At 59.9% G+C, this 14,752-nt stretch carries 12 protein-coding genes and 1 pseudogene; 6 read left to right on the plus strand and 7 right to left on the minus strand.

Annotated elements, in window-relative coordinates; genetic code table 11:
• Positions 1-6: 6 nt before the first annotated feature.
• The 4 genes from hutH to hutG all read left to right on the plus strand — a co-directional run bounded on the left by hutH (position 7) and on the right by hutG (position 5,069).
• Complete coding sequence (hutH, locus tag K5D32_RS17340) at positions 7-1,554, plus strand: histidine ammonia-lyase (protein WP_221577267.1); 1,548 nt, start codon at positions 7-9, stop codon at positions 1,552-1,554.
• Between the two features lie 104 nt (positions 1,555-1,658).
• Positions 1,659-3,035: an amino acid permease gene (locus K5D32_RS17345; RefSeq protein ID WP_221601201.1), complete on the plus strand. Its 1,377-nt coding sequence runs from the start codon at positions 1,659-1,661 to the stop codon at positions 3,033-3,035.
• Positions 3,036-3,051: 16 nt separating this feature from the next.
• Entirely contained in the window at positions 3,052-4,257 is a 1,206-nt protein-coding gene (gene hutI / locus K5D32_RS17350; RefSeq protein WP_221601203.1) for an imidazolonepropionase, read from the plus strand.
• Positions 4,258-4,268: 11 nt separating this feature from the next.
• Complete coding sequence (gene hutG / locus K5D32_RS17355; protein WP_221577270.1) at positions 4,269-5,069, plus strand: N-formylglutamate deformylase; 801 nt, start codon at positions 4,269-4,271, stop codon at positions 5,067-5,069.
• A gap of 69 nt (positions 5,070-5,138) precedes the next feature.
• Here the strand turns inward: hutG and K5D32_RS17360 are convergent, their stop codons facing one another.
• The gene (locus K5D32_RS17360; RefSeq protein WP_221601206.1) at positions 5,139-7,355 is read right to left on the minus strand and encodes a heavy metal translocating P-type ATPase; all 2,217 of its coding nucleotides are present in this window, start codon (positions 7,353-7,355) and stop codon (positions 5,139-5,141) included.
• 82 nt (positions 7,356-7,437) lie between these two features.
• On the opposite strand from K5D32_RS17360, the gene cadR reads away from it, so the two are divergent.
• Positions 7,438-7,884, plus strand: coding sequence for a Cd(II)/Pb(II)-responsive transcriptional regulator (gene cadR, locus K5D32_RS17365; protein WP_221577272.1), 447 nt, complete (start codon positions 7,438-7,440; stop codon positions 7,882-7,884).
• Positions 7,885-7,984: 100 nt separating this feature from the next.
• On the opposite strand, the gene K5D32_RS17370 is transcribed toward cadR, so the two are convergent.
• The 4 genes from K5D32_RS17370 to K5D32_RS17385 all read right to left on the minus strand — a co-directional run bounded on the left by K5D32_RS17370 (position 7,985) and on the right by K5D32_RS17385 (position 12,933).
• The gene (locus K5D32_RS17370; RefSeq protein ID WP_198725378.1) at positions 7,985-8,956 is read right to left on the minus strand and encodes a thymidylate synthase; all 972 of its coding nucleotides are present in this window, start codon (positions 8,954-8,956) and stop codon (positions 7,985-7,987) included.
• 52 nt (positions 8,957-9,008) lie between these two features.
• Positions 9,009-9,818 carry a prolipoprotein diacylglyceryl transferase gene (lgt, locus tag K5D32_RS17375; RefSeq protein WP_221601207.1) on the minus strand — a complete coding sequence of 270 codons (810 nt, stop codon included), beginning with the start codon at positions 9,816-9,818 and terminating at the stop codon, positions 9,009-9,011.
• Positions 9,819-10,152: 334 nt separating this feature from the next.
• Entirely contained in the window at positions 10,153-12,432 is a 2,280-nt protein-coding gene (gene ptsP, locus K5D32_RS17380) for a phosphoenolpyruvate--protein phosphotransferase (RefSeq protein WP_025262355.1), read from the minus strand.
• A 21-nt stretch (positions 12,433-12,453) separates the two neighbouring features.
• The gene (locus tag K5D32_RS17385; protein WP_025262356.1) at positions 12,454-12,933 is read right to left on the minus strand and encodes an RNA pyrophosphohydrolase; all 480 of its coding nucleotides are present in this window, start codon (positions 12,931-12,933) and stop codon (positions 12,454-12,456) included.
• 142 nt (positions 12,934-13,075) lie between these two features.
• On the opposite strand from K5D32_RS17385, the gene K5D32_RS17390 reads away from it, so the two are divergent.
• On the plus strand, positions 13,076-13,732 hold the full coding sequence (locus K5D32_RS17390; RefSeq protein WP_221601209.1) for an HAD family phosphatase: 657 nt from the start codon (positions 13,076-13,078) through the stop codon (positions 13,730-13,732).
• Between the two features lie 9 nt (positions 13,733-13,741).
• Here K5D32_RS17390 and K5D32_RS17395 read toward each other — a convergent pair whose 3' ends face one another.
• Together K5D32_RS17395 and K5D32_RS17400 are read right to left on the minus strand one after the other, a co-directional pair.
• Entirely contained in the window at positions 13,742-14,137 is a 396-nt protein-coding gene (locus K5D32_RS17395; RefSeq protein ID WP_221601211.1) for a DUF2269 family protein, read from the minus strand.
• 129 nt (positions 14,138-14,266) lie between these two features.
• Positions 14,267-14,752 (minus strand): annotated as a pseudogene (locus K5D32_RS17400) (threonine dehydratase); the annotation flags it as partial.

The following is a 14,752-nucleotide window of genomic DNA, read 5'->3' on the forward strand; positions in this document are numbered from 1 at the left end:
TGCATCGTGACCCAATCCACTGCCAAGTCATTGAATCTGATCCCCGGCCAACTGACGCTGGCGCAATTGCGAGCGATCTATCAGCAACCGGTAACGCTGAAGCTCGACAGCAGCGCCGATCAGCAGATCGAAGACAGCGTTGCCTGTGTGGAACGCATCCTGGCCGAAAACCGCACGGCCTATGGCATCAACACCGGTTTCGGCCTGCTGGCCTCGACACGCATCGCCAGCGAGGATCTGGAAAACCTGCAACGCTCATTGGTGCTGTCCCATGCCGCCGGTGTCGGGCAACCGATCAGCGACGAATTGGTGCGTCTGGTCATGGTGCTCAAGGTCAACAGCCTGAGCCGTGGTTTCTCCGGTATCCGGCGTCTGGTGATCGACGCCCTGATTGCTCTGATCAATGCCGAGGTCTATCCGCATATTCCGCTCAAGGGTTCGGTCGGCGCTTCCGGCGACCTGGCACCGCTGGCCCATATGTCGCTGGTGCTGCTGGGCGAAGGCAAGGCTCGCTACAAGGGTGAATGGCTCGATGCCGTCGACGCACTTGAAGTGGCCGGCCTGAAACCGCTGACCCTGGCCGCCAAGGAAGGTCTGGCACTGCTCAACGGCACGCAGGTTTCCACGGCGTTCGCGTTGCGCGGCCTGTTCGAGGGCGAAGACCTGTTTGCCGGTGCCATGGCCTGTGGCGCGCTGACCGTGGAAGCCGTGCTGGGCTCGCGCTCGCCTTTCGATGCCCGCATCCATGCCGCTCGCGGTCAGCGCGGTCAGATCGATGCCGCTGCCTGCTATCGCGACCTGCTGGGTGAAAGCAGCGAAGTGTCCGAGTCCCATCGCAACTGCGACAAGGTTCAGGACCCGTACTCGTTGCGCTGCCAGCCACAGGTCATGGGTGCCTGCCTGACCCAGTTGCGTCAGGCCGCCGAAGTGCTGGAGATCGAAGCCAACGCTGTCTCTGACAACCCGCTGGTATTCGCTGCCGAAAACGATGTGATTTCCGGCGGCAACTTCCACGCCGAACCGGTTGCCATGGCCGCCGATAACCTTGCCTTGGCCATAGCGGAAATCGGCTCCCTGAGCGAACGCCGCATTTCCCTGATGATGGACAAGCACATGTCGCAGTTGCCGCCGTTCCTGGTAGCCAACGGTGGCGTCAACTCGGGCTTCATGATTGCTCAGGTCACCGCTGCCGCCCTGGCCAGTGAAAACAAGGCTCTGGCCCATCCGCACAGCGTCGATAGCCTGCCAACTTCAGCCAATCAGGAGGACCATGTGTCCATGGCTCCGGCGGCCGGCAAGCGGTTGTGGGAAATGGCAGAAAACGTTCGCGGGATTCTTGCCGTAGAATGGCTGGCTGCATGCCAGGGTCTGGACTTGCGCAACGGCCTCAAAACCTCTCCAAAACTGGAGCAGGCCCGAGCCGTACTACGCAGCAAAGTACCGCCCTATGAGAAGGACCGTTTTTTTGCACCGGACATCGAAGCTGCCAGCCAGCTGTTGTCCTCAACTTGCCTGAACCCGTTGGTTCCTGCACGTCTGCTACCCAGTCTGTGATGTACCGCGAGCCTGGCAGGGCTCGCAATGGTAGTTCGCTGCGGGAAGCCGGAAGCAGGTGTTCTCGCAGCTATTTGCCATACCCAGTAATGAGATGGACGGAAATGACGTCAAAAGTTGGTTTGAAACGCGGGTTATCCGCCCGCCACATTCGCTTCATGGCTCTGGGCTCTGCCATCGGCACAGGGTTGTTCTATGGCTCCGCCGCCGCAATCCAGCAAGCGGGGCCTGCGGTTCTGCTGGCTTACCTGATCGGCGGCGCGGCGGTCTTCATGGTCATGCGCGCCCTGGGCGAGATGGCCGTGCACAACCCGACCTCCGGCTCGTTCAGCCATTACGCCAGCCGCTACCTCGGCCCTCTGGCGGGTTTCGTGCTGGGCTGGACCTACGCCTTCGAGATGATCATCGTCTGCCTGGCCGATGTCACGGCGTTCGGGATCTACATGGGCTTCTGGTTCCCGGAAGTGCCGCGCTGGATCTGGGTGCTGGGCATCGTGTTCCTGATCGGCGCGCTCAACCTGTGCAACGTCAAGGTGTTCGGTGAAACCGAGTTCTGGCTGTCGCTGCTCAAGGTCGGTGCCATCGTGGCAATGATCGTGGCCGGTTTCGGCATCATGCTGTTCGGCATCGGCTCATCCACCGGCGAAAACGCCATCGGTATCAGTAACCTCTGGGCCCACGGCGGTTTCATGCCCAATGGCATCGGCGGCCTGATCGCCTCGCTGGCCGTGGTGATGTTCGCCTTTGGCGGCATCGAAATCATCGGCATCACCGCAGGCGAAGCCAAGAACCCGCAACGCACGCTGCCACAGGCCATTAATGCCGTGCCGCTGCGCATTCTGCTGTTCTACGTCCTGACCCTGTTCGTGCTGATGTCCATCTATCCATGGCCACAGATCGGCACCCAAGGCAGCCCGTTCGTACAGATTTTCGACAATCTGGGCATCGCTTCGGCAGCGACCATTCTCAATATCGTGGTGATCTCGGCAGCGGTGTCGGCGATCAACAGCGACATCTTCGGCGCAGGCCGCATGATGTATGGCATGGCGCTTGAAGGTCAGGCACCCGCCGGTTTCGCCAAGTTGTCGCGCCAGGGCGTGCCATGGATGACGGTCGTGGTGATGGGCGTGACGCTGCTGGCTGGCGTGCTACTCAACTACCTGATCCCGAAGAACGTCTTCCTGCTCATCGCCTCGCTGGCCACCTTCGCCACGGTCTGGGTATGGCTGATGATTCTGCTGACCCAAGTCGCAATGCGCCGCTCCATGAGCCGCGAAGAAGCCGCACAACTGAAGTTCCCGGTACCGTTCTGGCCTTATGGCCCGGCTGCCGCCATCGTCTTCATGCTGTTCATCTTCGGCGTGCTGGGCTATTTCCCCGACAACCGGGCAGCGCTGATCGTCGGCGCAATCTGGATTGTGCTGCTGGTCATCGCCTACTACCTGTGGATAAGACCGCGAAACACCCAAACTACCCAATGACCCAAGGAGGCCCCGGATGACAACACTCTGGAAGAACTGTCACATCGCAACCATGGCGCAAGGCAATTACTCGATCATCGAGGATGCCGCCATCGTGACCTCTGGAGCGTTCATCCAATGGATCGGGCCTCAAAGCCAACTGGCGGAATCCGGTTTCGGCAACACGGTAGACCTGGGCGGTGCCTGGGTCACGCCGGGCCTTATCGATTGCCACACCCATACAGTGTTCGGCGGCAATCGCAGCGGTGAATTCGAGCAGCGCCTGCAAGGCGTGAGCTATGCCGAAATCGCCGCGGCTGGCGGCGGCATTGCCAGCACGGTGCGGGCGACACGAGCCGCCAGCGAGGACGAACTGTTCGCCAGTGCCGAGCGACGCTTGAAGCACCTGCTGCGCGACGGCGTGACCACTGTCGAGATGAAGTCCGGCTACGGCCTGGATCTGCAAAGCGAACGCAAGATTCTCAAGGTGATCCGCCGCCTGGGCAGCAGCCTGCCCGTCACCGTGCGCAGCACCTGTCTGGCCGCCCACGCCCTGCCGCCGGAATACGCCAACCGCGCCGACGATTACATCCGGCATATCTGCGACGAAATGCTCCCCGCACTGGCCGAGGAAGGTCTGGTGGATGCCGTGGATGCGTTCTGCGAGTACCTGGCGTTTTCGCCAGCTCAGGTCGAGCAGGTGTTCATCACCGCAAAACAACTGGGCTTGCCGGTGAAACTCCACGCCGAACAGCTTTCGTCACTGGGCGGCTCAAGCCTTGCAGCGCGTTATCAGGCCTTGTCGGCGGACCATCTGGAGTTCATGACCGAAGACGACGTCATTGCCATGGCCGCTGCCGGAACCGTCGCCGTGCTGCTGCCGGGCGCGTATTACTTCCTGCGCGAAACCCAGTTGCCGCCGATGGATGCCCTGCGCAAGCATGGCGTGCCCATTGCCATCTCCACCGACCTGAACCCCGGCACTTCGCCCGGCCTGTCGCTGCGCCTGATGCTGAACATGGCTTGCACGCTGTTTCGCATGACACCCGAAGAAGCACTGGCAGGCGTCACCCTCAATGCCGCGAAAGCACTAGGCCTGGACAAGACCCATGGTTCGCTGGAAACCGGCAAGGTGGCGGACTTCGTCGCCTGGAACATCGAACGCCCTGCCGACCTGGCCTACTGGCTGGGCGGCGATCTGGATAAACGCATCGTGCGCCACGGCGTCGAATCATCGATCTGAAGGAGAGCCCTGTGGATAACGTTCTGACATTCAAGCGTGGCCGCGTCCCGCTGCTGATCAGCATGCCTCATGCGGGTCTGAAGCTGACACCGACAGTCGAAGCCGGGTTGGTGGACGAAGCCTTGAGCCTGCCGGATACCGACTGGCACATCCCGCGCCTCTACGACTTCGCCGAAGAGTTGGGGGCCAGCACCCTGGCTGCCGAGTATTCGCGCTTCGTCATCGACCTCAATCGCCCGTCCGACGACAAACCGCTGTATGCCGGTGCGACGACCGGGCTGTTTCCTTCAATCCTGTTCGACGGCGTGCCACTGTTCAAGGACGGCCAGGAGCCCGACGCTGCCGAGCGCGCCAGCTACCTGCAACAGATCTGGGTGCCTTACCACCAGACACTGGAACAAGAGCTGCAACGCCTGCGGGATGAGTTCGGTTATGCGCTGCTGTTCGATGCCCACTCCATTCGCGGCCACGTCCCGCACCTGTTCGACGGCCGCCTGCCGGACTTCAACCTCGGCACCTTCAACGGCGCCAGTTGTGATCCGCAACTGGCAGGCAGGCTGGAAAGCGTATGTGCAGCCGCCAAGGATTACAGCCATGTGCTCAACGGTCGCTTCAAGGGCGGCCATATCACCCGCCATTACGGCGACCCGGCCAACAATATCCACGCCGTACAACTGGAACTGGCGCAGAGCACCTACATGGAAGAGTTCGCCCCCTTCCATTACCGCCCTGACCTTGCTGCGCCGACCCGAGAGGTGTTGAAGGGATTGCTGGAGACCTTTATTGCCTGGGGGCAGGAGAGGTTTGGTTGATTACGCTTTCGCGGATAAATCCGCTCCTACGGTAGGAGCGGATTCATTCGCGAAAAACCCCAACCCTGCTCACTTCTTGAGCAATCGCAACCCATTGAACACCACCAGCAAGCTCACGCCCATGTCGGCAAACACCGCCATCCACATGGTCGCCAACCCGGCAAAGGTAATGCCCAGGAAGAACACCTTGGTAATAATCGCCAACGCGATGTTCTGCTTGAGAATCGCCGAGGTATCGCGTGACAGCCTGATAAACGCCGGGATCTTGCGCAGATCGTCGTCCATCAGGGCGACATCGGCAGTCTCGATGGCGGTGTCAGTGCCCGCCGCAGCCATGGCAAAACCGATCTCCGAACGGGCCAGTGCAGGGGCATCGTTGATGCCGTCGCCCACCATGCCGACGCGATGATTGCGTGCATACAAGCCTTCAATGGCCTGCAACTTATCCACAGGCAGCAGATTGCCCTGCGCCTGATCAATCCCCACCTGAGCCGCGATGGCCTTGGCGGTGTGCGGGTTGTCACCGGTCAGCATCAGGGTCTTGATACCAAGCTCGTGCAACTGGGCGATAGCCTCGCGGCTGCTGTCCTTGACCGTATCGGCCACCGCGAACAGCGCCAACGGGCCTGAAGTATCCAGCAGCAGAACCACAGTCTTGCCTTGTATCTCCAGCGCATCGAGCCTGGCTTCCAGCTCGGGCGAACACAGGTCCAACTCTTCAACCAGACGATGGTTACCCAGGTGGTAGAGCTGACCATTGATCTCGCCTTTCACACCACGCCCCGGCAACGCCTCGAAATCACTGACTTCATGCGCGCCCTGCCCTTGCCCGGCAGCTTTGGCGATGGCCTGGGAAACCGGGTGATCGGAGCGACCGGCCAGACTGGCAGCGATAAGCTGTGCGCTGTCGGCGACGGTCACGTCCAGTGGCAGATAGTCGGTCTGCACCGGCTTGCCATGGGTGATGGTGCCGGTCTTGTCCAGAGCCAGGTAATCGAGCTTGCGGCCCATTTCCAGGTAGACGCCGCCCTTGATCAGGATCCCCTTGCGCGCCGCAGCGGCCAGACCGCTGACGATGGTCACAGGCGTAGAAATCACCAGGGCACACGGACAGGCCACAACCAGCAGCACCAGCGCCCGATAGATCCAGTCGAACCAGGCTCCGCCGAAGAACAGCGGTGCAACCAGCGCCACGGCCAGTGCGGTCAGGAACACAACCGGGGTGTAGATCCTCGAAAAGCTGTCGACGAAACTCTGGGTCGGCGCACGCGCGCCCTGAGCCGCTTCCACCGCATGAATGATCCGCGCCAGCGTGGAATGGCTCGCCGCCGCCGTCACCCGGTACTCCAGCGAGCCGGACTGGTTGATCGTGCCGGCAAACACCTTGTCACCCACGGTTTTTTCCACCGGCAGGCTTTCACCGGTAATCGGTGCCTGATCGATGGTCGAGTTACCCGATACCACCTCGCCATCCAGGCCGATCCGCTCACCGGGACGAACTCGCACGATAGCGCCCAGTTCGACGCCCTTGACTTCGGTTTCAACCCAGCTTCCATCACTCTGCCTGACAGTCGCCACATCCGGCGTCAGCTGCAACAGGCTGCTGATGGCGTTACGGGCACGGTCCAGAGACTTGGCTTCGATCAACTCGGCCACGGTGAACAGGAACATCACCATCGCCGCTTCAGGCCACTGGCCGATCAGGACCGCGCCAGTCACTGCGATGCTCATCAGGGCATTGATATTGAGGTTGAAGTTCTTGAGCGCGATCCAGCCCTTTTTATAGGTGGTCAGGCCGCAACTGAGGATCGAAACAATGGCCAGCAGCGCAACGACCCAGGTTGGGCCAAGCTGGGCAAAATGGACGACTTCCGCACCCAGCGCCATCACGCCGGACAACGCCAGAGGCCACCAGTGCTTTTTCGGTGCAGGTGTCGCCGGGGCATCCTGGCTCGCGCCTTCCTCGATGGGCTCGGCCTGCATGCCCAGCGAACCAATGGCCTCACGAATCGGCTCGGTCGTCGGCAGGTCATGCCACACACCAAGGATGCGATTGATCAGGTTGAACTCCAGCTTCTGCACACCCGGCAACTTGCCCAATTTGTTCTGGATCAGTGTCTGCTCGGTCGGGCAGTCCATCTGCTCGATGCGAAAACTGCTCAGACGCCCACCGGCTGCGGGCGCTTCGTCAAAAGTGACCGTGGCAGGCGCAGCTGCGCCAGAACAGCAGGAATGAACGTGCTTGTGCTCGTCGTGCTTTGGAGAAATATCTGTAATCTGGCCCATGGTCGGCTCCCGGGATCTACTTGTTGCCAAGTGAACACCCTGTAGCCACTATAGGGTCAAGCGCTCAAACGAGATGAATCATATGAAAATCGGCGAACTGGCAAAGTTGACGGATTCTCAGGTCGAAACCATTCGTTATTACGAGCGTGAAGGCCTGTTGCCTGCGCCGGCTCGCAGCGACGGCAATTACCGCTTGTACACCAAAGCGCATGTGGAGCGGCTGTCGTTCATCCGCAATTGCCGAAGCCTGGACATGACCCTGGAAGAAATCCGCAGCCTGCTCAACCTGCGAGACAGCCCTCAGGACCAGTGCGAAAGCGTCAATGCACTGATCGACGAACACATCGAACACGTCAACGCCCGCATCGCCAGTCTGAAAGTCCTTCAGGAACAGCTACTGGACCTGCGTCGCCGCTGCAGCGACGGCAAGTCGGAACATTGCGGAATTCTGGAACGGCTGGAAGTGACCGGCGCCGTGGCGGCTGCCGAAGGCGAGCCGTCACATGTGGGCAAGAGTCATGGGCATTGAAGCAGCTGCAAGCTTCAAGCTGAAAGCCTCAAGCAGCTTGTAGCTTGTAGCTTGTAGCTTGTAGCTTGTAGCTTGTAGCTTAAGGCTTGCAGCTCCCCCCCTATACCGCCATCGGCGCTGTCATCGCCGGATGGTGCTCGTAACCTTCCAGGGAGAAGTCGGAAGGTTCGATCAGTTCCAGCCACTCCGGCTGATAGACACCGGTCTTGGCGAACTCGGGCACGCGGTCCGAGATGACCAGCTTCGGCATCGGGAACGGCTCACGGGTGAGCTGTTCGTTGAGCATGTCCAAGTGGTTCTCGTAGACGTGGGCATCACCGATGAAATAGGTGAACCAGCGCGGCGTGTAGCCGGTCAGGCGACCGATCAGGCTCAGGAGTGCAGCGCCTTCGGTGAGGTTGAACGGCGTGCCGAGGCCCAGATCGTTTGAACGGATGTACAGCGTAAGGGAGATTTCCCGGGTCTGGGGATTCGGGTGCAACTGGTACAGCAGGTGACAAGGCGGCAGGGCCATTTCATCAAGCTGCGCGCAGTTCCAGCCGTGGAACAGGATACGCCGGCTGCCCGGGTCCTTGATGATGGTGTCGACGCACTGGCGAATCTGGTCGATGGCCTTGTACAGCACCACAAAGCTTTCGCCATCCTCTTCGGACTCTGCAATCTGCTTGTAGCCCTGGCTGACCGCCAGCTCGATTGCCGCCGCATTGCCGGTTGCGATGCGTTTGTAGGCGGGCCATTTGCGCCATTGCACGCCGTAGATCTCGCCAAGGTCATCCTCGCCCTTGCGGAACGGGTTGTTCAGCCACTGAGCGTTCTCGTTGGCGTTCTGATCCCAGACCTTGCAGCCCAGCTCACGAAACTCGGCCGCGCTGTTGGCGCCACGCAGGAAACCGACCATTTCACCGATGGCTGACTTGAAGGCCATGCGTCGCGTGGTAATCGCCGGGAAACCTTCTTGCAGGTCATAACGCAGCATCGCGCCGGGGAAACTGATGGTGTTCACCCCGGTGCGGTTGGACTGCAAGGTCCCGTGCTTGATCACGTGGGCGACTAATTCGAGATATTGCTTCATAAATTACCTGCATCGTTGAATACGCCGGGCAGCATCACCCGGCGTTTCAGTATTAAGCCGCTGCCTTCACAGCAGGTTCGCGCTTGTAAGCCACCCAGATCAACCCCAGACCGGCGATGATCATCGGCAGGCTGAGGATCTGCCCCATGGTGACCCAGCCCCACGCCAGATAGCCCAGTTGCGCATCCGGTACGCGAACAAATTCGACGATAAAGCGGAAAATCCCGTAAAACAGGGCGAACATGCCGGAAATGGCCATGGTCGGGCGCGGTTTGCGTGCGTAGAGGTTGAGAATGATGAACAGTGCCACGCCTTCAAGGGCGAACTGGTACAGCTGCGACGGATGACGCGCCAGTTGCGCAGGGTCGCTGAACGGCGGGAAGACCATGGCCCATGGCACATCGCTTGGCTTGCCCCACAGTTCGGCGTTGATGAAGTTGCCGATACGCCCGGCACCCAGGCCGATCGGCACCAGCGGCGCAACGAAGTCCATCAACTGGAAGAAGGTCTTGCCATTGCGTCTGCCGAACCACCAGGCCGCAAGCATTACGCCGACAAACCCGCCGTGGAAGGCCATGCCACCTTTCCATACCTCGAAGATCAGCAACGGATTGGCGAGGTAGGCGGACAGGTCGTAGAACAGCACATAACCCAGACGCCCGCCGACAATGACACCCATGGCCAGCCAGAAAATCAGGTCCGAGAGTTTTTCCTTGGTCCAGGTCGGGTCGAAAGCGTTCAGGCGACGCGACGCAAGCAGCCATGCGCCACCGATGCCGACCAGATACATCAGTCCGTACCAGTGAATCTGCAGCGGGCCGAGGGATACGGCTACCGGGTCAATCTGCGGGTAAGGCAGCATTGCAACTCCTCAATGGGAACGCTCTTGCGAGCGACCAAATACAAAAGCGGTTAAATCAGGGAGCAGACGCCCATGCACGAAGCCAGACTATGCGGCGATAACAGGGCGTCGTGCCAGTCCGCGATCATGAAAACTTATTGCACCTGTCGGCGCCGGCGGTCTTGGGCTACCCCATAGAAATCAGTCGGGCATGTTACCGGAGCCCGGCAGGATGCTCTAGGCGTGGGCGATGGATGAATCATGAATTCGCAGGAGCGGATTTATCCGCAAGACGTCGTTGAAGGCGATACATTTACGGGCCTATCGCGAATAAATTCCCACGGGTAGTGTGGCCTCAATGCCCCTTGACCGAACCCGGATTGATCATCCGGGACAGGCCCAGATTGCGCAGTGCCAGTTGCAGGGAGCTGCTGATCACTTGCGGGTTGTCGTTGGTCATCAACTGGGCCAGCAGTTCCTTGGCCTTGCTCAGGTTGATCTGACGCAGCATCCACTTCACTTTCGGCAGGTTGGTGGCGTTCATCGACAGGCTGTCAAAGCCCATCGCCATCAACAACACGGCGGCAGCAGGATCGCCCGCCATCTCGCCGCAGATACTCACCGGTTTGCCTTCGGCATGGGCATCGCGCACGACGCTTTGCAGCGCTTGCAGCACCGCAGGGTGCAGGTAGTCGTAGAGGTCGGCCACACGCGGGTTATTGCGGTCAACCGCCAGCAGGTATTGGGTCAGGTCGTTGGAGCCCACGGACAGGAAGTCCACCTGACGAGCCAGGTCGCGGGTCTGATAGACCGCAGCCGGAATTTCGATCATGACGCCCACAGGCGGCATCGGCACATCGGTGCCTTCGTCGCGCACCTCGCCCCATGCCCGGTGAATAAGGTGCAAGGCCTCTTCCACTTCATGGGTGCTGGAAATCATCGGCAGCAGAATACGCAGGTTGTTCAGGCCTTCGCTGGCCTTGAGCATGGCGCGGGTCTGGACCAGGAAGATTTCCGGGTGGTCGAGGGTAACGCGAATGCCGCGCCAGCCCAGGAACGGGTTTTCTTCCTTGATCGGGAAGTAGGACAACGCCTTGTCGCCACCGATATCCAGGCTGCGCATGGTCACCGGCAGCGGATGGAAGGCCGCCAGTTGCTCACGGTAGATGGCCAGCTGTTCCTTTTCGCTCGGGAAACGCTGGTTGATCATGAACGGCACTTCGGTGCGATACAGACCGACACCTTCGGCGCCACGCTGCTGGGCACGGGCGACGTCGGCCAGCAGGCCGGTGTTGACCCACAGCGGCATGCGATGGCCATCCAGCGTCACACAAGGCAGCTCGCGCAGGGCATCGAGCCCCTGGGACAGCTGGCGCTCTTCCTCCACCACTTTGGTGAACTGCTGGCGCATGATGTCGCTGGGGTTGGTGAAGACTTCACCGTGATAGCCATCGACGATCAGGTCGATGCCATCCACCTTGGAATAAGGGAAGTCCACAAGGCCCATGACCGTGGGAATACCCATGGCCCGCGCCAGAATCGCCACGTGGGAGTTACCCGAACCCTGTACCGACACCAGACCGACCAGCTTGCCTTCCGGCACTTCGCCGAGCATGGCCGGGGACAGTTCTTCACTGACCAGAATAGTGTTGTCGGGGTAGACCAGCGCCTGTTGCCGGGCTTCCTGCAGGTAACCCAGCAAACGGCGGCCCAGGTCCTTGACGTCCGATGCACGCTCGCGCAAATAGGCGTCGTCCATCAGTTCGAAACGGTTGACGTGCTCGTTCACCACCGAACGCAAGGCACCCTGCGCCCATTGGCCGGTCTTGATGATGTTGGTCACTTCGCTGCCCAGCGAAGCGTCATCGAGCATCATCAGGTAAACATCGAACAGCGCCAGCTCTTCAGGACGCAACTGGGTCGCCAGCTTGGCCGACAGGGTCCGCATGTCATTGCGCACGCCTTCCAGCGCATTCTGGAACAGGGCCAGTTCGGCATCGATATCGGTGACGACTTTATCCGGGACCACTTCCAGATCGGCGGGAGGCAGCATGACCACCGCCACACCCACTGCCGCACCGGGCGAGCCGGCCACGCCGACAAACTTGGCCTCCTGAATACCCTTGCCCTGGCGACCCAGACCGCGGATCGAGCCAGTGGCTTCGGCATGTGCGATTACGCCTGCCAGTTGAGCACTCATGGTGACGAGGAAGGCTTCTTCCCCTTCGTCGAACTGACGCCGCTCCTTTTGCTGGATCACCAACACGCCCACCACACGACGGTGGTGGATGATCGGCGTGCCAAGGAAAGAGGCATAACGCTCTTCACCGGTTTCGGCAAAGTAGCGGTAACGGGGGTGGTCGGCGGCGTTTTCGAGGTTCAGCGGTTCTTCGCGAGTACCGACCAGGCCCACGAGGCCCTCGTTCGGCGCCATGCTCACCTTGCCGATGGAGCGCTTGTTCAGACCCTCGGAAGCCATCAGCACGAAACGGTTGGTTTCGGGGTCAAGCAGATAGACCGAGCAGACCTGGCTGCCCATGGCCTCCTTGACGCGTAACACAATAATGCCCAACGCCGCCTTGAGATCCTTGGCGGAGTTTACTTCCTGGACGATCTTGCGCAGCGTATTGAGCATGGCTCGGGGTCGAACTCCGTGTCAGTCGCGCGATAAAAGGCGCGGGGCAAGCTCTTTGAGTGCGCGTCGATACACCTCGCGCTTGAATGTAACCACTTGGCCTAACGGGTACCAATAGCTGACCCAACGCCAGCCATCGAACTCCGGTTTACCGGTCAAATCCATCCGCACCCGCTGCTCGTTGGAGATCAGGCGCAGGAGAAACCACTTCTGTTTCTGGCCGATGCATAGCGGTTGGCTATGGGTACGGACCAGTCGCTGCGGCAGACGATAACGCAACCAACCGCGGGTACAGGCCAGAATCTGCACATCCTGTCGTTCCAGCCCGACTTCTTCATTCAATTCGCGATACAGCGCGTCTTCCGGCGTCTCCTGAGGGTTTATTCCACCCTGTGGAAACTGCCAGGCATCTTGGTTAATACGCCGAGCCCATAGGACCTGACCAGCATCGTTTGTCAGAATAATCCCGACATTAGGACGGAAACCATCGGGGTCGATCACGGCAACAACCTCGCAAACGCATGTCGCCGCATTGTTCCACAAAGGCGCTCAAAGCAGCAACGAGCCTAAGCACCTTATGTGAAGTCTTGTGAAAACCTCGTATTCTTGTGCTCTTTTTTCAGTTATTTCAGCGAGTAACCACATGCGCCTGGCTTTATTCGACCTCGACAACACACTTCTGGGCGGCGACAGCGATCACGCTTGGGGCGATTACCTGTGCGAGCGCGGCATCCTCGATGCTGTGGCCTACAAAACGCGCAATGACGCATTCTATGAAGATTATCTGGCCGGTACGCTCAACCTGACCGACTACCTGAATTTCAGCCTTGAAATCCTGGGTCGTACAGACATGGCCCAACTGGATGAATGGCACCGGGATTTCATGCGCGACTGCATCGAACCCATCGTACTGCCCAAAGCACTGGAACTGATCGCCAAACACCGTGACGCAGGCGACAAACTGGTGGTCATAACCGCCACCAACCGTTTCGTGACCGCCCCGATCGTCGCCCGCCTGGGGATCGACACCTTGCTGGCGACCGAGTGCGAGCTGGTCGACGGCCGCTATACCGGGCGCACGACAGGTATACCCTGCTTCCGTGAAGGCAAGGTGACCCGTCTCAATCATTGGCTTGAAGAGAACGCATTCAGTCTGGAAGGCAGCTATTTCTATAGCGATTCCATGAACGACCTGCCACTGCTGGAGCAAGTCGCCCATCCAGTGGCCGTGGACCCGGACCCGAAACTGCGTGCAGAAGCAGAAAAACGCGGCTGGCAGGTGATTTCACTGCGCGGATGAATGCAGCGATCAAGCCGGTTTGAAGATCATCAGGCCGGCAATCGCTATAAAGCAGGCGAGGGTAATGACTGCCAGCGCCAGGGTGAACCGCAGGTTGCCAGCCTTGCTGGCCAGCCGGCTCACCAGCCAGCCCCAACTGAAAAGCCCCACGACATACAGCACGCTACTGGCCAGCACCCAGGTCTGGCCCAGTGACCAGCCCAGCAAATGAACCAGCCACCATCCGCTGAAAGGCAGGATCGCCAGACAGACAGCCATCAGCATCCAGACAAACAAGGCCGGGCGTTGCAGCAGGCGGTCATGAACATGCGTCTTGATGACCCGGAAAGCCAGCCCGAAGGCGCTGAGCAGCCATAACGTGATGGCGGCTATATGCAGGGTTTTCAGCGCTGTGATGTATTCCATTGCGGACATCCCTTGCAGGCGAAGCTGTATTGAGCGTAGCAGCATCAATGCGTGCCTATCGGTAGGAGCGAATTCATTCGCGAAAGGCTTCGCGAATAAATTCGCTCCCACACAATAGGTAAATATCATTTACCCCAGAAACAGGCTGTACGCCGGATTCTGGCTCTCATCCCAATACGGGTAACCAATCTCGTCCAGCGCTGCGCCCACCAGATGCCGTTCTTCTTCAGGCACCACCAGCCCGGCCATCACGCGGCCATCGGCTGCACCGTGATTGCGGTAGTGGAACATCGAGATGGTCCAGCGACCGCCCAGTTTGTTGAGGAAGTTGAACAGCGCACCCGGTCGCTCTGGAAACTCGAAACGCAACACCACTTCATCGCTGACCCGCTCGGCATGCCCGCCGACCATATGGCGGATATGCAGTTTCGCCAGTTCGTTGTCGGTCAGGTCCAGAACCGGGAACCCTTGTTCTGTCAGGCTTGAAATCAGGGCGCTGCGCGGGTCGGTGTCCGGATGAGTCTGCACACCGACGAAGATGTGGGCCTCGCGGTCGGTGTGGTAGCGATAGTTGAATTCGGTGATCTGGCGTTTGCCGATGGCCTGGCAGAACGC

This window comes from Pseudomonas cichorii (assembly GCF_019719005.1).
In the GTDB taxonomy this organism is placed as follows: Bacteria; Pseudomonadota; Gammaproteobacteria; order Pseudomonadales; family Pseudomonadaceae; genus Aquipseudomonas; species Aquipseudomonas cichorii_E.